Genomic DNA, 21,322 nt, shown 5'->3' with positions numbered 1-21,322 from the left:
TAGAAGGCTTCAGATTACAGACACTATAAATCAATGTTAAGAGAAGTGTAGGGGGAGGAGCAACATCATGGACGTATTGGATTTGGCACGGTTGCAGTTTGCAACCACAACGATTCTTCACTTTGTTTATGTGCCGATCTCCATTGGATTGTCGTTATTGGTGGCAATTATGGAGACTATGTATGTTATCAAGAAAAATGACTTGTACAAAAAAATGGCTCAATTCTGGGGAACGTTTCTGCTGATTAACTTTGCACTGGGCGTAGTCACCGGGATTTTGCAAGAATTCCAGTTCGGGATGAACTGGTCGGACTTTTCCCGTTTTGTGGGTGATGTATTCGGTACGCCGCTGGCAATTGAAGCGCTGCTTGCATTTTTCCTGGAATCGACCTTTATCGGATTATGGGTGTTCGGTTGGGAAAGATTGTCCAAAACGGTTCATTTAATTTGTATGTGGTTGGTATCGATCGGTACGATGTTATCGGCATTGTGGATTCTAGCTGCTAATTCATTCATGCAACGTCCAGTAGGATATGAGATTCAAAATGGACGTGCAGCAATGAAAGATTTTGCCGCTTTGTTAACGAACGAACAACTGTTATGGGAATTTCCACATACATTGTTTGCTGCTTTTGCAACGGGGGCATTTCTGATCGCGGGTATCAGTGCATGGAAGCTGATGCACAAAAAGAATATGGACTTTTTTAAACCTTCTTTTAAATTGAGTATTATTGTTGCCTTAATCAGTGCCATTGCTATTCCTTTGTTTGGTCATGGACAGGCTCAATATTTGGTGAAAACACAACCGATGAAGATGGCTGCCAGTGAGGGATTATGGGAGAACAGTGGTGACCCCGCTCCTTGGACCGTAATCGCATGGATTGATCCTGGAAACAAGGGAAATACCTTTGAGATTAAAGTTCCTTTTGCTTTGAGTTTTCTATCCTATAGTAAATTTACCGGCTCTGTGCCTGGTATGAATGAGCTGCAAGCCCAATATGAAAAAACGTATGGTCCGGGCGATTATATCCCGCCAGTACGTACCACGTTTTGGAGCTTCCGCATTATGATTGCGGCGGGATGTGGCATGATTGCACTCGCCTTATACGGGGCTTACCTGACGTTCCGTAAAAAGCTGGAAGGTTCACATCGCTGGTTCTTCCGTCTTATGATATGGGGGATATCCCTTCCATTCATTGGGAATACTTCAGGTTGGATCATGACTGAAATAGGTCGCCAACCGTGGACGGTATTTGGTTTGCTTCAAACGAAAGATTCTGTTTCGCCTACAGTTGTGGCAGGAGAAGTGCTATTCTCGTTCATCTCATTTACCACATTGTATTTAATTTTAACAGGTGTGCTGGCGTTTCTGTTTTACCGTACGGCTCGCAAAGGTCCAGATATTGAGCCACATCAGCAAACGGTAATTCATGATCCTTTTGCTCAAGGGGGTGACACCATTGTCGCTAAATGATTTATGGTTCTTATTGATCGCTGTGCTGTTTACGGGCTTCTTTTTTCTGGAGGGCTTTGATTTTGGCGTAGGAATGGCCACAGGATTGGTGCCGCGTAATGACCAACAAAAACGTTTGATGATCAATACGATTGGTCCATTCTGGGATGCCAACGAAGTGTGGCTGATTACAGCAGCAGGTGCAATGTTTGCCGCTTTTCCACATTTTTATGCGACTATGTTCAGCGGATATTATCTCGTATTTGTGTTTATTTTGCTAGGTTTGATCTTGCGTGGAGTTTCTTTTGAGTTCCGCGGCAAGGCTGAAGGAAAATGGTGGACAGGAACGTGGGATGCCTGCATTCTGATTGGCAGCTTTCTACCGCCGATGCTGTTCGGTATGGCTTTTGCGGCTTTGGTGAAAGGTGTACCTATTCAGCAAAACATGGATTTGAAAGCTGGATTTTCCGATGTATTCAATGGATATACCGTATGGATTGGACTGACAGTGGTCGGAATGTGCCTAATGCACGGACTGACGTTTATTTCCCTGCGGACGATTGGAGAAGTACGGGATCGTGCTCGCGTGATGGCATCCAAATTTCTTCCGGTATTGGGCATTTTACTTGCGGGCATGGTGGTATGGACTTATTTTGCAACGGATTTATTTGCGCGTCGCGGTCCCTTTATGTATGCTGCGGTAGCAGTCGGAATTGTCGCCTATGTGCTGACGTGGTACTTCCTGAAGCAGTGCCGCGAAGGATGGGCCTTCGGGATGACAGGTGCAGTGATTTTGCTGACCTTCGTTTCGTTATTCGTCGGTTTGTTCCCAAGATTTATGGTGAGCTCGATTAACAGTGCTTTTGATTTGACGATTTATAATGCAAGCTCCAGTCATTACACCCTGAAAGCCATGACGATTGTTGCAGCAACGCTTTTACCCTTTGTGCTGGCTTATCAGGCGTGGAGCTATTTTGTTTTCCATAAGCGTCTCAGTGAGAAGGATCATTTGGAATACTAATGGATAAGGCATGGTTTGAATTAAAGGGCATTCGGCCAGTGATGCTGCTACTGGCTGCCCTTTCCCTGCTCCAGGGGGCCGCAGTGATTGCACAAGCAGTCTTCTTGGCAAAGGCTGTTACGATTTTGTTTGAACAAAATCCGCTGGTGATGGCTTGGCCGTCGCTGGCGTTGTTTTTCGCTGCTTTTGCAACGAGGCATACGGCGATCTGGCTGCAACGCCGGACAGCAGGCCGTTTTGCTGAAGCTTCAGGCGCTTCCTTACGGGAGCGTCTGCTTGCACGTTTGTTCGAACGGGGGCCGGGCTTTGCAGCGCAGGAAGGTAGCGGCAAGTTGGTGACGCTGGCGCTGGACGGCATGGATCGTTTTCGCACGTATTTGGAACTGTCCATTCCTCGTATGATTGACATGATGGCTGTCACTATACTTGTACTTGTGTATGTTTTCACATTGGATGTCATTTCAGGTGTGATTTTGACGACTACGATGCCAATCCTGGTAGGCTTTTTTATTTTGCTCGGCTTGGCGGCGCGGAAGCAGGCAGACAAGCAGTGGCGTTCCTATCGTCTGTTATCTCATCATTTCACGGATTCGCTGCGCGGACTTCAGACACTAAGGTTTTTGGGTCGTAGCCAAGAGCATGGGGAAACGGTTGGGAAGGTCAGCGACCAATACCGCACGGCAACGATGCGCACGCTGCGGGTAGCGTTTCTTTCCTCATTTGCCCTTGATTTTTTTAGTATGCTATCGGTCGCATTTGTCGCGGTAGGCTTGGGTTTGCGCCTGATTAGTGGCTCGGTGGGTTTGGAGGCAGCGCTTGCGGTGCTTATTCTGGCCCCAGAATATTTTATGCCCATACGCCAGTTGGGATCAGACTATCATGCTTCACTGGATGGGAAGGAGGCTTGGGGAGCAATCCGCTCCATTCTCAGTAAAGAAGATGATGCGACCGAGCCGAATAAACAGGCAGTTAACGATAAAGGATTGGACATCACGGGACAGGACATTCTCGAGCTGTCCGATGTGTGCCTCCTTAATGAAGACGGTTCGGCTCGGCTTGAACATGTGTCTGCCAATGTTGAACCGCACATGAACATGATCGGCATCGTTGGAGCTAGTGGTGCAGGTAAAACGACGCTGCTTAGTCTGCTTGGCGGCTTTGCTGATCCCACTTCGGGCGAACTGCTCCTGAATGGATGCAGATTGGCTGGGGATGCAAAAGCTGAATGGCAACGGCATATTGCGTATATTCCACAGCATCCATACCTGTTTAGCACTTCTCTGGCAGATAATATTCGTTTTTATGAACCGGAGGCATCCAACCAGCAGGTGGAGTGGGCGGTTGACGCGGTTGGACTGCGTGAACTGGTAGACGGTCTTCCGGGTGGAATGAATGAGCCCATTGGTGAAGCGGGTAGGACGTTGAGCGGAGGACAGGCGCAGCGGATTGCATTGGCGCGGGCGTTGCTCAGTAACCGTCCGGTCATTTTATTGGATGAGCCTACGGCGCATCTGGATATTGAGACAGAGTGGGAGCTAAAACAGACGATTTTATCGGTTTTGAAACACAAAAGAGTGTTTCTTGCCACCCACCGGCTACATTGGATGCCAGATATGGACTGTGTCTGGATGATGAATCAAGGTCGTCTGGAAGAAGTAGGTTCCCATCAACAATTGATTGCCCGTAAGGGGGCATATTACCGATTGCTGACGGGGATGTCGGAAGGAGGGAACGGACGATATGAGAGTAACGGATAATAGCAGACAAGGCTGGTTTGTGACGTATCTGAGACAATATTTTTGGGCCTTTCTGCTAGCTGCTCTTTTGGGCGCGCTGGCCATTGGATGTGCGGGCGCGTTGCTTTTTACGTCCGGTCATCTGATTACCCGTTCGGCCTTAAAACCGGAAAATATATTAATGGTGTACGTGCCCATTGTACTTGTGCGGACGTTTGGCTTTAGTAAAGCGGTTATTCAGTACCTGGAACGCTTGGTAGGACATGATGCAGCATTGCGCCTTGTGTCCCGTATGCGAGTACGCTTATATCGGGCAGTGGAACCGCAGGCGCTGATGATTCGCAGCAAATTCCGTACGGGGGACCTCTTGGGTTTGCTGGCAGAGGATATTGAGCAGCTTCAAAACATCTATTTGAAGCTAGTTCTGCCTGCGTTATCGGCTTTGCTGATTTATGCAGCAGGCATCTCGGCGCTCGGACGGATGGACGGAACCTTTGCCTTGCTTATGGCGCTATATGGAGGATTTTTGCTTTTTATTGCCCCAGCTATCTCACTATGGACCTCACTCGCCAAACGGCGAATGTTCAAGCAGGAACGGAGTAAAGCCTATCAGGACCTGACGGATGCTCTGTTCGGCATGAGTGATCTGGTGCTGAGCGGACGGACTGGGCATTTCCTGAGTACCTTTACACAACGGCACAATAGGGCTGCCGTGATGGAAAATTCACTTCGCCGGAGCGAGTGGCGTTCTCATTGGATAGCACAATGCGTTGTAGGCGGCGGGATTGTGATTATGACTGTGTGGGCCGGAGGCCTAGTAGCACAGAATCGAATAGAAGCCACATGGTTGGCATCCTTTGCCCTTGTGGCTTTTCCATTGCTGGATGCCTTCGTTCGCGCTGGAGAAGCAGTGGTGCATGCGCCGGAGTATCAGGATTCCCTTCGACGGTTGAAGGATTCGGAGAAAGATACACATACACCTGTGTCATCATCGCTTCCGGTTACTGGGGATGCAGGACACCCAGCAGCAGGCCGCACAGCTGACACTATAGATGAGCAGTCTACCGCTCTGGGATTGGGCAACGGAGGAGACCTGCTGCTGAACAACGTAAGCTACCGCTATGCGGCAACGCAGGAATGGAGCGTGCGTGATATCTCCTTGCACGTACCGCAGGGGGGCAAGGTTGCATTGCTTGGCCGCAGTGGTGCGGGCAAGTCCACGCTACTGAACCTGATTCAGGGAGCATTGCAGCCTGATGAAGGTAGCGTCACTGTCGCAGGGATTCCCGTATATACAGGTGGAGCATACTCCAGTTTATTTGCGGTGCTAAACCAGCAGCCATATTTATTCGATACAACGGTAGCGAACAATATTCGGCTGGGACGACCCGATGCTACGCTGGATGAGGTGCGTGCAGTGACGGAGCAGGTAGGGCTTGGAACTCTAATTGATTCTTTGCCGGAGGGCTACGATACCCGAATGCAGGAGACGGGCCTTCGTTTTTCCGGTGGAGAAAAACAGCGAATTGCACTGGCGCGGATATTGCTGCAAAATCACCCGATTGTTTTGCTGGATGAGCCGACAGTGGGGCTTGACCCGCTGACAGAGCATGAGCTCATGCAGACGATGTTTCGTGTGCTGAAGGGCAAAACATTGATCTGGATCACGCATCATCTGACGGGGATGGAGCATATGGACGAGGTGATCTTTATGGAACAGGGCACCATTTCCATGCGCGGCAGTCATGAGCAGCTGTGGCAGGAGCAGTCTCGTTACCGTAATCTGTATGAGCTGGATCATCCGAGCCTGTGAAATGAGGTATTTAAAATTTTGATTAACTTTTATATACTGGTTAGAGTTGATGCGTCACATGTAGACATTCAACTGGAGGGGCTGATATGAATGAAAACACTTATCTCTAAGCATTGGCATTTGATGCTGATTGGTTTTGTAGCCCTGAGCATGGGCGGGTTTGTCTTGTTTTATTTTCAGGGGAGCGTGTCGTCATTTCCGGTCATTCAACCTAAACAGGCTCAGGAAGAGCCAGACAAAACTAAATATGAGATTGTTACAGTGGGTGTAAAAGGGGACGGTTTCTATCCTAAAAATATTGAAGTGAAAGCCGGCGTTCCAACCAAAATCAATTTCAAGAAAATGACATCCTTCACTTGCATTGATGAAGTGCAGTCGTTGAAGATCGGAATGGACGTTTACCTGGATCACGAAAATAATTATTTTACCGTCCAGGACTTGAAACCAGGCGTATATGAGTACAATTGCGGTATGTACATGTACTACGGGACGATCACAGTAAAATAAATCAAAAAAGCTTTCTGGCACATTGATGCCAGAAAGCTTTTTTTCCTTCAATCAATCATTAGGTTAATTGCGACAGTGTGTATATACCATCCACCACCTGTGGTGCAGTATGCATTATCCCTTTTGCATTATGCTTTATCCTTTACCCTTTACCTCTGATCAGCTTACATTGCTGATCTTTTGTTTTTTACAAGACTTCTTTCAGGGAATTTACATTAGAACGGAACAGGCGGAATGTGCTGGACAAGCGAAGCGGTCGCCTTAAAGCTTTCTGCAGGAAAGTTCGCATCGCAAGCATAAACTGTCCCCGGCTTTCTACCTTTGTGTGCTTATTCAAGAAATCCGGGGACAACAGCGATGGGAAGCACCATCCGCATGCGTAGTGGCACGAATGTAATTTTTTTCATCCCATATATCTAATTTTGAACTGATTTTTCTCCTAATTCGTCGGGTATCCGCTTCCAAGCCAGCAAAGTATGATAATAGTATCTAGAGATGAGGAGGAGCTTGTTATGGGATCTTCAACTGAAACCGCTTCCAACAATAGTGCTTTGATTCCTGAATCCAATAGGGGAAGACCACGCAAGGCTCGCGGCCCGAAGCCTGACCGTGGTAAAAAAGGCTTGTGGGACAGTGTGAAGCAGCAAAAGTATCTTTATTTTATGTCCATTCCTTTCGTCATATGGGTGTTTGTTTTCAGCTATCTTCCGCTTTGGGGCTGGACGATGGCGTTTCAAAATTATAAGCCAGCCAAATCTTTTACGGACCAGAAATGGGTAGGGCTGGATAACTTTATTGAGCTATTTCAGGATGAACGATTTTATCTGGTATTACGCAATACGCTAGCGATGAGCCTGATGGGGATTGTATTTGGTTTTGTCGTACCGATCTTCTTTGCAATTCTGTTAAATGAGCTGCGTGGTATGCTGTTCAAACGGTTTGTGCAGACAATATCCTACCTCCCGCATTTTGTATCCTGGGTAGTTGTGGCCGGCTTGGTCACCAAGATGCTGTCCATTGACGGAGGCATTGTCAACGATGTATTGGTAGCGCTTCATATTGTGGATGAACCGATTCAGTTCATGGCAAAGGGGAGCTGGTTCTGGTATATTGTAACCGCTTCCGACATATGGAAGGAGACAGGTTGGAATACGATTATTTATTTAGCTGCAATCACCGGAATTGATCAAGAACAGTATGAAGCATCGCGCGTGGATGGAGCGAGTCGTTGGAGACAGATGTGGCATATTACACTGCCGGGTATCCGCTCGACGATTGCCATTCTGTTCATTATGGCGATTGGACATCTGGTGAGCAATGGTTTTGAAAAGCAGTTCTTGCTTGGCAATAGTCTTGTGACGGATTATTCCGAGGTGCTGGATCTGTACGCGCTCAATTACGGGATTAATTTGGGTCGCTTCTCTTACGGGACGGCAATTGGTATTTTCAACTCGCTGGTTAGCATTCTGCTGTTGTTTACGGCGAACGGTATATTCAAAAAACTGACCAAAGAAAGCATCATGTAGGGAGGGAGAAGCGAAATGACGAATAAGGCATTTAATGCTACCCGGTCTGAGAAGCTGTTTGACCTGTTCAACTATATCCTCATGGCTCTGATCGTGGTGTTGACGCTGTACCCGTTTCTGAACGTACTTGCGATTTCCCTGAACAATTCAACGGACACGGTTCGTGGTGGTATTTATATATGGCCCCGCCAATTTACGCTCGAAAATTACAAAACGATTTTCCAGTACGATGGCCTTCTTCAGGGACTGCAAATATCTATTCTTCGTACTTTGGTCGGGACGGTACTCGGATTGATCTGCGCATCTATGCTTGCTTTTACATTGAGTCGGGTCGAGTTTCGTGCTCGTAAGTTTATTTCTACGTTTTTGGCGTTGACGATGTATTTTTCCGGCGGGATGGTGCCCGTGTTTATTTTGATGCGGGATTTGCATCTGCTAGGTTCGTTTTGGGTGTACATTTTTCCAGGCTTAATCAGTGCATTTAACGTGTTTGTCATTCGTTCCTTTATGGATGGTTTGCCGTATGCGTTGCAGGAGTCTGCCAAACTCGATGGAGCAAATGATTTCACGATTTACTGGAGAATTATTTTGCCGCTGTGCAAACCAGTATTGGCAACGATTGCTCTTTTTCTGGCAGTAGGTCAGTGGAATGCTTGGTTTGATACGTATTTATACAACGGTGGGGCGTCGCAATGGACGACGTTACAGTATGAGCTGATGAAAATACTGCAAAGTACGCAGCAAGGCGGCTCCAGTATGACGAATAGCAACGACATGGCTAAACAAATGGCTCAAATTTCACCAGAGTCGATCAAAATGGCAATCACGATTACGGTTACGCTCCCCATCCTGATGGTGTATCCGTTCTTGCAAAAGTATTTTGTAGGCGGTATGACGCTGGGGGCAGTGAAATCATAAAAGCCAGGATTCTGGCAGTAAATAGTAGTTATTTGCAGGAGAAGTCATCATAAGAATATAGGAGGATTTATACATGAAAAAACACTGGTCCAGATTTGCACTGATTCCCTTGCTCGCGGTGTCACTTACCGCACTCGCAGGTTGTGGGGGAAGCGATAAAGCAGCGAAGGAGAGCACATCCAGCGGTACAGACCCGATTACGTTTAGCTTCTTCGGAGCAGATACAAGCCCACAATGGAACGGAATGAAGGATGAAATAGGCAAGGAAATCACCAAGAAAACAGGTGTAACCTTGAATGCGGAATTTGATGTCAGCGGTGGAGGTGGAGATGACCGAATTGCTTTGATGGCAGCAAGTGGAGAATACCCGGACTTGGTTTCTCCTAAAGCGAATATTAATAAGCTTGTGGATGCGGGGGCCATGATTGATCTGACAGATCTGATCAACGATCACGCACCTAATCTCAAAAAGCTATATGGACCCTATATGGATCGTTTGAAATACAGTAATAAGGATCAATCCATCTATGTCCTTCCTACGTATGCAGGTGTGGGACAGGAAAGTTTTGACGCAACAGGGGGATTTGAAATTCAGCATAAGGTGCTCAAGGAGTTAGGTTATCCAAAGGTAAGAACGCTACAGGATTATGAAAACGTACTCAAAACCTATACTGCCAAGCATCCGACGATCAATGGCAAAAAAACAATCCCACTCACGCTGGATGCAGATGACTGGAGAATTATGATTACCGTAACGAATCCTGCCTTCCAGACGACTGGAGCGCCGGATGATGGTGAATATTTTATTGATCCCAAAACATTTGAAGCCAAACTTCATTACAAACGTCCAGAAGAAAAGGAATATTTTCGGTGGTTGAACCACATGTACAATGAAGGGCTGCTCGATAAAGATTCGTTTGTGCAAAAAAGTGATCAATACAAATCCAAAATTGCCAGCGGCCGTGTCCTCGGTCTGATTGACCAGGAGTGGGGGTATCAGGATGCTGAAAATGCATTAAAAGCGTCCGGTAAGGCTGATGCCAGCTACGCGCATTTTCCAGTTACACTTTCGGAGGAATACAAGGATCGTTCCTTTCAGGATATGGGCTTCGTGTCCGGTTATGGTGTAGGTATTACGGAAAATTGCAAGGACCCGGTGCGGGCTATAAAATTCCTTGATTATTTAGCTTCCGATGAAGGACAGGTGCTAGTGAACTGGGGGATCGAGGGCAAGCATTATGAGATCAAAGATGGCAAACGCATCATTCCGGCTGATGTGCTGGAGCAAAAAACGAACAATGCAACCAACTTCAGCAAATCCACGGGTATAGATTTGTACACGCTCATCAGCGGACACTATGGTGACGGCGTGAAGGACCCTACGGGTAACTACTATACTGCCAAATTCCCGGAGCAAATTATCGCGGCTTATTCGAAGCCGGAGAAAGAATCCCTTAAAGCATATGGCGTAAAAACGTGGAAAGATCTGTTCCCAGACAAGAAAGAATTTGATGTAAAGCCTTGGGGCGCAGCCTATAACCTGACAACAGACAATGAATCCAACTATAACGTTACATTCAAAAAAACGACCGACATTATCCGCAAACGTATACCCGAAGCTATTTTAGCAACAGCTTCCAATTTTGATACGGTATACGACAACATGATTAAAGAACTGGATGCCGCCGGAGCTGTCCAAATGGAACAGCAATACACGCAACTGGTGAAGGACAGAGTGGAGTTATGGAGCGGTAAGGCTTCTAAATAGCTGACTGCTTTTAACGAAATTTTGAATGCCGGAATGACAGAGCGCTTGTCCTTAAGGTCCATACGGGATTAGCGCTCTGTTTGATCTTGATGGGGGAGGGTTTGATGTGACGAAAAGCGAAAAGCCACAATCCCTGCGTTTATGGTACCGCCAGCCTGCTGAGGTATGGGAGGAAGCATTGCCAGTCGGCAATGGAAGGCTGGGAGCTATGGTATTTGGCGGAATCAGAGAGGAGCATTTGCAATTAAACGAGGATACGCTCTGGTCCGGGTTTCCCAGAGATGGCGTTCAGTATGATGTATTGCGATATTTGCAGCCTGCCAGAAAGCTGATTGCAGATGGAAAATACAAGGAAGCGGAACAACTGATTAATACGAATATGCTAGGTCGCGATACGGAAGCCTATCAGCCTTTGGGAGATTTGTGGATTACGCAGGAGGGCCTAGGGGAAATTGCACATTATGAACGGAAACTGGATTTGCTGACCGGAACCGCAGCCGTCACTTTTCAGAGTGATGGAGTCCGCTATACCCGTGAAGTTATCGCCAGTGCGCCAGATGGAATCATCATGGTGTCACTGACTGCGAATAAGCTTGGGAAGATCCATGCATCCGTGCGCATCACTTCCCCCCATCCTTGTGAAGACGAGGTTGGAGAGGATGTACATTTTGGTGATTCATCCAAATGGGATAGCGATAAAGAGGATGATCCATCCGAGGAGCCATCCGGGGACTTTATGACATTGACTGGACGAGCGCCCAGTCATGTGGAATCTAATTATCACGGTGATCATCCACAGTCTGTCGTTTATGAAAATGATTTGGGGATGGCTTTTGCAGTTCAGGCGAGGGTTATTCCCGAGGGAGGAACCTTGACGAAGGACACTGATGGTGCGCTGATCATCTCAGGCGCGGATAAAATCACGGTGTATTTGGCAGCAGCTACTGGATTTAGGGGATTTCACGCTATGCCGAATAGTGATGCAACGGAGTCAGCAGAAGCATGTCAAGTCATTTTAGACGGAGCAATTTCGCTGGGAACTGAGCAGGTGCGGCAACGCCATGAACAGGATCATCGAAAGCTGTTTGACCGCGTTGCATTAGAACTGGGAGGTGATACTCTAACCGACGAATTCGTTCTACCGACCGATCTGCGATTAGAACGTTATCAGAAAGGTCAGGCCGACCCGGGGCTGGAAGTGCTGTTATTTCAGTATGGCCGCTATTTGCTCATGGGTAGCTCGCGTCCGGGGAGTCAGCCTGCCAATCTTCAGGGCATCTGGAATGACCGGGTGCAGCCGCCGTGGAACAGTAATTATACAACCAATATTAATACTCAGATGAACTATTGGCCCGCAGAAGTATGCAATCTTGCCGAGTGCCATGAACCCTTGCTGCACATGATTGGAGAAGTGGCTCGTACGGGACGGAGGGTAGCCTCCATCCATTATGGTGCTCAAGGATGGGCGGCTCATCACAATGTAGATGTGTGGAGATACGCCGGACCTTCAGGGGGACATGCCAGCTGGGCATTTTGGCCGCTTGGAGGTGTATGGCTAACTGCTCACCTATGGGAGCGCTATCTGTTTACCTTGGATATAGCCTATTTGGCAGAACAAGCTTATCCGCTCATGAAGGGGGCGGCAGCCTTTTGCATGGACTGGCTCGTAGAAGGCCCGGAGGGTCAGCTTGTGACGTCCCCATCCACATCACCTGAAAATAAATTCAAAACGACGGATGGCGAGGATTGCAGCATATCTATGGGCTCTACCATGGATATGACGCTGATTCGAGAGCTGTTGGGTAACTGCATTCAAGCTGCGGATCTGCTGGAACTAGATGATGAGTTCCGCAACCGCTGCGAGGAGACACGAGACAGATTAATGTCCTATCAAATTGGTCGCCACGGTCAGCTACAGGAATGGTTTGTCGATTTTGAGGAAGCGGAGCCTGGGCATCGACATGTTTCGCATCTATATGGGTTATATCCTGGTCGACAAATTCACATCCGTGATACCCCGGAGCTAGCTGAGGCGGCTCGCATATCGTTGCGTCGACGGCTTGATCACGGTGGTGGGCATACCGGATGGAGCTGTGCCTGGTTGATTAATCTGTACGCTCGACTGGAAGATGGCGACGCCGCACATCGGTATGTTCGCACGTTGCTGTCGCAATCGACCTATCCTAATTTATTTGACGCTCACCCGCCTTTTCAGATCGACGGTAATTTTGGTGCGACGGCGGGGATCGCAGAAATGCTGCTACAAAGCCGTCCGGGAGAGCTGACGTTACTGCCTGCCCTGCCAACGGCATGGCCGGAGGGACGGGTCAGTGGATTGAAGGGACATGGCGGGATGACGGTCGGCATGGAATGGTCCGGTTCCCGGCTTGTCCGTGCAGAACTGGCCACATCCATCTCAGCAGGAAGCTGCACGATTCGCAGTGCACATCCATTTAGCGCAGATGCTCGTCAGGCTCTGCCTGATCCTGAGCACGGAGGATTTATTTTGTCATGGATTTTTACCAAAGAGCAGGAAATAACGAACGGACATACGATTATAATTGAAGGAGAGGAATAGACAATATGACCATTTTTCAATTTCCGCAGGACTTTATGTGGGGCACCGCGACGGCAGCCTATCAAATCGAAGGAGCTTATGAGGAGGATGGGAGAGGCTTGTCGATCTGGGATACCTTTGCCCATACGCCTGGCAAAGTATTCAACGGTGATAACGGCAATGTAGCTTGTGACAGCTATCATCGCTACGAGGAAGATATCCGCCTAATGAAGGAGCTGGGCATTCGTACATACCGTTTTTCCGTGTCCTGGCCGCGTATATTTCCCAATGGTGACGGTGAAGTCAATCAAGAAGGATTGGACTATTATCATCGCGTAGTCGATTTGTTGAACGAAAACGGGATTGAACCGTTTTGTACACTGTACCATTGGGATCTGCCTCAAGCGCTTCAGGATGCTGGAGGATGGGAGAATCGTCACACGATTCAAGCATTTGTCCAGTATGCAGAAACGATGTTCCGCGAGTTCCACGGTAAAATACACCATTGGCTAACATTCAATGAACCGTGGTGTATCGCCTTTTTATCCAATATGCTGGGTGTTCATGCCCCAGGTCTGACAAATCTTCAGACAGCCATTGATGTAGGACATCATCTGCTAGTTGCACATGGTCTTTCTGTGCGCCGCTTCCGTGAGCTGGGCACCAGTGGCCAGATCGGTATCGCTCCCAATGTCTCATGGGCTGTCCCTTACAGTACATCTGAGGAAGATAAAGCTGCTTGTGCGCGCACCATTTCCCTGCACAGTGACTGGTTTCTTCAACCTATTTATCAAGGCTCGTATCCTCAGTTTTTGGTAGACTGGTTCGCGGAGCAGGGAGCTACCGTGCCTATTCAGGATGGTGATATGGATATTATTGGCGAGCCTATTGATATGATCGGTATTAATTACTATAGTATGTCGGTTAATCGCTTTAATCCTGAAGCCGGGTTTCTTCAATCTGAAGAAATCAATATGGGGCTACCTGTAACAGATATCGGCTGGCCAGTGGAGTCGCGTGGGCTGTACGAGGTACTGCATTATTTGCAAAAATACGGTAACCTCGATATTTATATCACAGAGAATGGGGCTTGTATCAACGATGATGTCGTGAATGGCAAGGTTCAGGATGACCGTCGCATTTCGTATATGCAGCAGCATTTGGTGCAGGTACACCGGGCGATTCATGACGGCCTTCATGTCAAAGGATATATGGCATGGTCACTTATGGACAATTTTGAGTGGGCAGAGGGATATAATATGAGATTTGGCATGATTCATGTCGATTTTCGCACACAGGTCCGCACCCCGAAGGAAAGTTACTATTGGTATCGAAATATAGTAAGTAATAACTGGTTGGAGACCAGACGTTAAACGAAGAGCAATTTTTTTAAAAAATATAGCAAAGACGGATCTGTCTTCATTCCCTTTTGTTTGAATACTGGGTCTTCCGGGGTAATAATAGTCAGGATATGCAGAGGGTTGTTTCAGGTATGTAGAGACCAAAGGGAATAAAGAAGCAAGATGTGTGCATACTGACAAAAATACCGAACGAGGGCGTTAAAATTATTTTGGACCGAAGGGAGTGGAGGGGATGGCTGCAAATTTTAGAAAATCAGGATCAACTGACGGGCAGATGAGCCGTACGGTATCTGTTATCGCTTTGATCGCTTGTATTGCAGGTATTATCCTTATTTTGCTTGATATAGGAAATTTGACTGATCGAAATATATATTTAATGACAGGCATTGGCTGCGTTGTTGCCGGGATTTTTATTTTTCTCGTTGGGAAATCATTTGTCATTGCACGCAAGAAGGAAGACCAGGAAAACGGTCGCAGTTAATAAAATTAAAAATGATTTAAAGCAAATATATACTGAAAACAACAAGGTGGGGCTTCGAGCAGTGTAGGATGATAACTGTAGGGAGTCCCGCTTTTTTCTTTAATATAACTTCTTTAAGATACACAAATAACGTTTTTAATATGTCATCTTTGAATTATAATATATTTTGAATTTGCAAGAGAAATTTTATTTTTAGAGATATTTTTCACAAAAATCGGACAAATAATCGACAATTCTGTTAACAATAAAAAAAGTGGCCGCTTTTCTGCTATCTTATATAGGGGCAACATTACAGGAGTTCGTTAAGTTTTGAGTAATTTATTATTTAAGGAGAGGGGAACAACATGAACAAAAAACCAAAAGCGATTATTGCGTTGGTTTTGACCGTGCTCACGGTAGCATTGCTCATTTGGACGTGTTTTTATGCTGGCGGAAAATACGTTGTTTTCGATCCGAAAGGACCCATTGGGCAAGCACAAAAAGAGCTGATCATTCTTACAACGGCATTGTCTGCGCTAATAATTGTACCGGTCATGATTTTGACTTTCTTCATCATTTGGCGGTATCGTGATACACCGACAAACAAGGTGAAGTACCAACCCCACTGGGATGACAGCAAAAAGCTGGAGACCACATGGTGGGCTATTCCAATTATCGTTATCTGTATTATTGCGGTTATTACTGCAAGATATACCTACTTGCTGGAGCCTTCCAAGCCGTTGGCAAGTACGCAAAAGCCAGTAACCATTCAAGTGACTTCACTGGACTGGAAATGGCTCTTTATGTACCCAGAGGAAGGTATAGCTACAGTTAACCAAGTTCACATTCCTAAAGGTGTTCCAGTCCGTTTTGAACTGACTGCTGACGCACCGATGAACTCGTTCTGGATTCCGCAATTGGGCGGACAAATCTACACCATGTCAGGCATGGCTATGAAACTGCATTTGCAGGCCGATCACGAAGGAACTTACTTTGGTTCGGGTGCAAACTTTAGCGGTGAGCATTTTGGACAAATGCGTTTTGATGTAGAGGTCCAGTCGGATGAAGAGTATAAAAACTGGGTCGCTGACATCAAGAAGCAGTCTAAGCCGCTGACGAAAGACGGCTATTTGGCGCTTGCAAAACCAGGTTTGTCCCAGCCTGATGAGTATTCTTCGATTCCAGATGGCTTGTTCAAAGAGATTGTCAACAAGTATGTAGTGGAAGGGGCTCCTAACCCCCATGCTGGACATGGCGGAGCTACATCCACAGAAGATTCAACCAAGTCCGGCACAGAAGATCATGCTGGAATGGACATGAGTCATATGAATATGAGCGGACACAATTAAATGATTATAAGGAAGGAGGCCCCCAATGCTTGACAAAATAAAAGAGTTTGCATCCACTTTCTTCGTTACTGGAGACCCAATGATCTATGGAGCGGACGTCTCCATCGCATTAGCGACGATCGGGATCGTGTTTGTGCTCACTTATTTCAAAAAATGGGGCTGGCTTTGGAAAAACTGGTTGACTACTGTTGACCATAAAAAAGTCGGTATTATGTATATTCTTGCGGCCATCTTGATGTTATTCCGCGGAGGCGTGGATGCATTATTGATGCGTGTTCAACTGGCTACACCGGATGTGACACTTCTGCATCCTGAGCATTACAATCAGATTTTCACAACTCACGGCACGATCATGATCCTGTTTATGGCGATGCCGTTGATGTTTGGTTTGTTTAATATCGCCGTACCCCTTCAAATTGGTGCGCGCGACGTTGCGTTTCCTTTCCTGAACGCATTGAGCTTTTGGCTTTTCTTTATGGGAGCGATGTTGTTCAACTTGTCCTTTGTTATCGGCGGTTCGCCAGATGCAGGGTGGTTGAGTTATCCACCGCTTTCAGAACTGCAATTTAGTCCTGGCGTCGGTCAGAACTTCTATATCTGGGGTATTCAGATTTCTGGTATAGGTTCATTGGCTACGGGGATCAACTTTATTGTGACCATTATTAAAATGCGTGCACCTGGTATGACTTGGATGAAAATGCCTGTCTTTACGTGGTCCGTATTTTCGTCATGTGTTATTATCATTTTCGCATTCCCGATTCTGACGGTTACTTTGGCATTGCTGTTCCTTGACCGCTTTGGAGGAGGACACTTCTTTACGCTTGATTTCGGCGGTAACCCGATGATGTATATCAACTTGATCTGGATGTGGGGTCACCCTGAGGTATACATTGTAGTTTTGCCTGCCTTCGGTATTTATTCCGAGGTCATCAGTGTATTCTCCAAAAAGAAATTGTTTGGCTACAAATCCATGGTTTACGCTATGTTCATGATTGCGATCCTGTCCTTCTTCACCTGGGCGCATCACTTCTTCACGATGGGATCAGGCGCAGATGTTAATGCATTCTTTGCGATTTCGACGATGGTTATCGCAATACCGACAGGGGTTAAAGTATTTAACTGGCTGTTCACGATGTATCGGGGTAAGATTACATTCAAAACCCCTATGATGTGGTCAATTGCTTTTATTCCGAACTTCTTGATTGCTGGTTTAACGGGCGTCATGTTGTCTGTAGCGCCTGCTGACTTCCAGTTCCATAACAGTTACTTCTTGATCGCTCACTTTCACTCCGCTCTGATTGGTGGTGTAGTGTTCGGTTACTTGGCAGGTCTGTACTATTGGTGGCCTAAAATGTTCGGTTTCACATTGCCTGAAACGCCTGGTAAATGGGCTTTCTGGTTCTGGAACATCGGTTTCTATGTATGTTTTATTCCACAATATTCTCTCGGTCTGATGGGTATGACGCGTCGTCTGAGCACTTATGGCTGGGATACCGGCTGGCAGCCGCTTAACCTCGTTTCGACCGTTGGGGCATTCCTGATGGGGATTGGGTTCTTGTTCCAGGTTCTTCAAATTCTTCTGGGCATCAAGAATTACCGCAAGCTGAAGGATACAACAGGCGACCCTTGGGGTGGCCATACGTTGGAATGGTCGATACCTTCACCTGCACCGGAATACAATTTTGCTACCATTCCACAAGTAGAAGAACGTGATGACTGGTGGGCAGAAAAAGATAAACGTGCAAAAGGTATTTTCAGAAAGCAACCGCCAATTGAAGCGATTCATATGCCGAAAAACTCGGCGATTCCATTCATTATGTCGGTATTCTTTTTCATTGCAGGTTTCGGGTTCGTATTCGGATGGTCGTTCTTCTATATTCCAGGGCTGATCGGTGTGGCAATTTGTATGATTTGCCGTTCGTTCTTCTCCTACGATGGCGACTACTATATCCCTGCGGATGAAGTAAAACGCACGGAAGCGGCAATAAGGGGGTCTGTATAATGGCACAAGCTGCAGCACATCACAGCCATGATCATGACCACGGGCATCACGATCCGCAAGAGCTGAAGATGCTTGGTTTTTGGATCTTCCTCGTAACGGACGTAATCCTGTTCAGTACCTTGTTCGCAACCTTCGTTGTCCTTCGGAATAACACGGCCGGAGGACCAGGTGGCGCAGAGCTGTTTAACATGACGGGCGTTATTATTGAAACGTTCCTCTTGCTCACGAGCAGCTTCACAAGTGGTCTGGCTGTGTTGGCTATGAACAAAGGAAGCATGAAGGGATTAATCAGCTGGTTAATCGTAACAGCGATCCTGGGTCTTGGTTTTATCGGTTTTGAAGTTTACGAGTTTGTTGAAATGGTACACGAAGGAGCCAATTTTGGAACCAGTGCGTTCTTGTCGGCATTCTTCACTCTAGTCGGAACGCACGGACTTCACGTTTCGTTAGGTCTGGTTTGGATGATTGGACTCATGTTCCAGTTGAAAAAACGCGGGCTTACACCAGAGACGAAGGGGAAAGTTTCGGCATTGAGCTTGTATTGGCACTTTTTGGACGCTGTCTGGATCTTCTTGCTGACAGTCGTCTATTTGATGGGGGTGATGTAGATGGCACAGCATCAATCAGGAGCAGGTTCGCATGGTCATGATGATTCTCACGGTTCAGTGAAATCCTATGTTATCGGGTTTATTCTGTCCATCGTACTGACCATCATTCCTCTCTTCGTGGTGATGAATCATATGTTGAGCCGCACTTCGACCATGGTTGTTATTTTAGCCGCGGCAGTGCTGCAATTTCTGGTTCAGCTTTTCTTCTTCATGCACATCCGTGAAAGCAATGGACCACGTTGGAATGTTATGACCTTGATTCTTGGTGTAGTGATCCTGTTGACCGTCGTTGGTGGTTCAGTATGGATTATGGAATACAACATGGTAGCACACTAAAAATCACACAAGTACAAACTAATTAGGAAAGAAGGAGCGGACTTAGAACCGCTTCTTCTTTTTTTTGTGTAGCTTATTAAAATTAAAACTGTGGTTTCTTGAACTCAAGTTTACGTATGTGTAAAATGGAATTGTATAACAGTAGAGTGAAAACGATAATACTAGTGGAGAGCGGAGGGAAAAGTAATGAACACAGAATTACTGTTTAAACCTTTTAAGGCAGGTAATTTATCTCTTCCCAATCGGATTGTTATGGCGCCAATGACACGAAATTTTTCTCCTCAAGGTATCCCAGGGTCTGACGTGGCGATGTATTATCGTCGGCGTGCAGAAAATGCGGTTGGTTTGATTATTACGGAGGGAACTGCTATTAATCATCCCGCAGCTGTAGAGCACACCAGCATTCCTAATTTTTATGGTGAGGGATTAAAGGGGTGGGCCAAGGTAGTCGAGGAGGTTCATGCGGTAGGTGGCAAGATTATACCGCAGCTCTGGCATGTGGGTACAGCTCGCCAAATAGGTGCGGATAACCAACCGAATCCCGAGGCATTGCCTGTCGGTCCGTCCGGTATTTCTCCTGCCGGTGAAAAGGTAGTTGAGCCGTTGACCGAGACCGAGATTGCGAATATCATCTCCGCTTATGCTCAGGCTGCTGCCGATGCCCAGCGAGTGGGTTTTGACGGCATTGAGCTTCATGGGGCACATGGCTATTTAATCGATCAGTTTTTCTGGGACAAAACGAATAAGCGTACCGATCAATATGGAGGCAATTTGGTCCAGCGTACTCGATTTGCGGTGGAGGTCATTGAGGCTTGTCGTCGTGCAGTAGGGCCGGATTTCCCAATTATACTGCGATTCTCCCAGTGGAAGATGTACCACTATGAAGAAAAGCTGGCACAGACACCTCAGGAACTTGAACAGTTTCTCGCTCCATTAGTGAAGGCAGGAGTGGATGTATTCCATTGCTCAAGCCGCCGTTTTTGGGAACCGGAATTTGAAGGGTCCGATCTAAACCTGGCAGCTTGGACGAAAAAGATAACAGGTAAGCCAGTTATTACTGTAGGCTCCATTGGCTTGGAGAAGGCGTTTTTGAGTGATTTTGAAAAAAATAATAATCGTCAAACCGAACAATCCAGTAGTGTAGAGGCAAGATTAGAACAACTCGTGGGGCAAGTAGAACGAGAGGAAGCTGATCTGGTTGCGGTTGGACGTGCTTTGCTGGTTGATCCAGCGTTTGCGGTGAAGTTACGTGATCAACAAATAGAAGAAATTATTCCTTACAGTGATGAAGTATTAAAGACGCTGAATTAAGCTTTATGTACTGTAAAGCTATAGCGTTAGGCAAGCATTTGAGACTTGGAAGTCTTCTGTTACAGGGCAAGCTGTAATATAAGCTATTCGTAAACTCTACGAATTTGCTATAATAGGAGCATCAAGTCGAAATACACGGGGTGAAAAGGATGAATTCTGAAACGGAAGCTTTGGATTGCGAGCCGGCTTGTCACGGTTCAGATCAGGAAATCGAGCGCATAAAATCTTCCCTTGTTGAGGATTCCATCGCATACAAAATGTCGGAGCTGTTTAAAGCTTTGGGTGACCCGACACGAATCAAGCTGATTTATGCCCTGGCACAAAAAGAACTGTGTGTTCATGATCTGACCCAGGTGCTCAATATGGGACAATCTGCGGTATCCCACCAGCTTCGTTATTTGCGCAACCTGCGTATTGTCAAACGACGCAAAGAAGGCAAAACGGTGTTTTATTCACTGGATGATAATCATGTGGAGCAGATCTTTTTGCAAACCCATCAACACATATCACATCAATAATCTTTTGGGATAAAACAACAGAGGGCGCCAAGCGATTGGCGCTCTTTTGGCGTTTGTCCGTTGAAGTCGATTTTTTTG

Annotated in this window: 17 protein-coding genes; all 17 read left to right on the top strand. The window is 46.7% G+C overall.

The genetic code is table 11. The annotated features are described in order from the left end of the window. Nucleotides 1-67 precede the first annotated feature (67 nt). Nucleotides 68-1,474, top strand: coding sequence for a cytochrome ubiquinol oxidase subunit I (locus tag MLD56_RS21715; protein ID WP_029519246.1), 1,407 nt, complete (start codon nucleotides 68-70; stop codon nucleotides 1,472-1,474). Further along, entirely contained in the window at nucleotides 1,461-2,474 is a 1,014-nt protein-coding gene (gene cydB / locus MLD56_RS21710; protein WP_029519245.1) for a cytochrome d ubiquinol oxidase subunit II, read from the top strand. Before MLD56_RS21715 ends, cydB begins: the two co-directional genes overlap by 14 nt. Continuing rightward, complete coding sequence (gene cydD / locus MLD56_RS21705) at nucleotides 2,474-4,231, top strand: thiol reductant ABC exporter subunit CydD (RefSeq protein ID WP_029519244.1); 1,758 nt, start codon at nucleotides 2,474-2,476, stop codon at nucleotides 4,229-4,231. Before cydB ends, cydD begins: the two co-directional genes overlap by 1 nt. Next, the gene (cydC, locus tag MLD56_RS21700) at nucleotides 4,215-6,023 is read left to right on the top strand and encodes a thiol reductant ABC exporter subunit CydC (RefSeq protein ID WP_029519243.1); all 1,809 of its coding nucleotides are present in this window, start codon (nucleotides 4,215-4,217) and stop codon (nucleotides 6,021-6,023) included. Before cydD ends, cydC begins: the two co-directional genes overlap by 17 nt. Nucleotides 6,024-6,113: 90 nt before the next feature. Then, nucleotides 6,114-6,530, top strand: a complete 417-nt coding sequence (locus tag MLD56_RS21695; protein ID WP_029519241.1) for a cupredoxin domain-containing protein — start codon at nucleotides 6,114-6,116, stop codon at nucleotides 6,528-6,530. A 512-nt stretch (nucleotides 6,531-7,042) separates the two neighbouring features. After that, nucleotides 7,043-8,056, top strand: coding sequence for an ABC transporter permease (locus MLD56_RS21690; protein WP_029519240.1), 1,014 nt, complete (start codon nucleotides 7,043-7,045; stop codon nucleotides 8,054-8,056). A 15-nt stretch (nucleotides 8,057-8,071) separates the two neighbouring features. Further along, nucleotides 8,072-8,974, top strand: coding sequence for a carbohydrate ABC transporter permease (locus MLD56_RS21685; RefSeq protein ID WP_029519239.1), 903 nt, complete (start codon nucleotides 8,072-8,074; stop codon nucleotides 8,972-8,974). 73 nt (nucleotides 8,975-9,047) lie between these two features. Continuing rightward, nucleotides 9,048-10,742, top strand: a complete 1,695-nt coding sequence (locus MLD56_RS21680; RefSeq protein WP_029519238.1) for an ABC transporter substrate-binding protein — start codon at nucleotides 9,048-9,050, stop codon at nucleotides 10,740-10,742. A gap of 106 nt (nucleotides 10,743-10,848) precedes the next feature. Beyond that, nucleotides 10,849-13,320 (top strand): glycoside hydrolase family 95 protein, encoded by a 2,472-nt coding sequence (locus MLD56_RS21675; protein ID WP_029519236.1) that lies wholly within the window; start codon nucleotides 10,849-10,851, stop codon nucleotides 13,318-13,320. A gap of 5 nt (nucleotides 13,321-13,325) precedes the next feature. After that, a complete protein-coding gene (locus tag MLD56_RS21670) occupies nucleotides 13,326-14,672 on the top strand; it encodes a GH1 family beta-glucosidase (protein ID WP_029519234.1) in 1,347 nt (448 codons plus the stop codon). Nucleotides 14,673-14,892: 220 nt separating this feature from the next. Next, complete coding sequence (locus MLD56_RS21665; protein WP_029519233.1) at nucleotides 14,893-15,141, top strand: hypothetical protein; 249 nt, start codon at nucleotides 14,893-14,895, stop codon at nucleotides 15,139-15,141. 344 nt (nucleotides 15,142-15,485) lie between these two features. Next, nucleotides 15,486-16,469, top strand: a complete 984-nt coding sequence (gene cyoA / locus MLD56_RS21660) for a ubiquinol oxidase subunit II (protein ID WP_029519232.1) — start codon at nucleotides 15,486-15,488, stop codon at nucleotides 16,467-16,469. A gap of 25 nt (nucleotides 16,470-16,494) precedes the next feature. Further along, on the top strand, nucleotides 16,495-18,471 hold the full coding sequence (locus MLD56_RS21655) for a cbb3-type cytochrome c oxidase subunit I (protein WP_025723659.1): 1,977 nt from the start codon (nucleotides 16,495-16,497) through the stop codon (nucleotides 18,469-18,471). Further along, nucleotides 18,471-19,079, top strand: coding sequence for a cytochrome o ubiquinol oxidase subunit III (gene cyoC, locus MLD56_RS21650; protein ID WP_013373104.1), 609 nt, complete (start codon nucleotides 18,471-18,473; stop codon nucleotides 19,077-19,079). The genes MLD56_RS21655 and cyoC overlap by 1 nt, the downstream gene beginning before the upstream one ends. Then, a complete protein-coding gene (gene cyoD / locus MLD56_RS21645) occupies nucleotides 19,080-19,415 on the top strand; it encodes a cytochrome o ubiquinol oxidase subunit IV (RefSeq protein ID WP_029519230.1) in 336 nt (111 codons plus the stop codon). A 186-nt stretch (nucleotides 19,416-19,601) separates the two neighbouring features. Then, the gene (locus MLD56_RS21640; RefSeq protein ID WP_029519228.1) at nucleotides 19,602-20,726 is read left to right on the top strand and encodes an NADH:flavin oxidoreductase; all 1,125 of its coding nucleotides are present in this window, start codon (nucleotides 19,602-19,604) and stop codon (nucleotides 20,724-20,726) included. Nucleotides 20,727-20,875: 149 nt separating this feature from the next. Continuing rightward, nucleotides 20,876-21,244: an ArsR/SmtB family transcription factor gene (locus tag MLD56_RS21635; RefSeq protein ID WP_007432172.1), complete on the top strand. Its 369-nt coding sequence runs from the start codon at nucleotides 20,876-20,878 to the stop codon at nucleotides 21,242-21,244. Nucleotides 21,245-21,322: the final 78 nt, after the last annotated feature.

This window comes from Paenibacillus peoriae, from assembly GCF_022531965.1.
In the GTDB taxonomy this organism is placed as follows: Bacteria; Bacillota; Bacilli; order Paenibacillales; family Paenibacillaceae; genus Paenibacillus; species Paenibacillus polymyxa_D.
The sequence above is the reverse complement of the archived record's forward strand: the minus strand, read 5'-3'. Positions and strand labels throughout refer to the sequence as shown.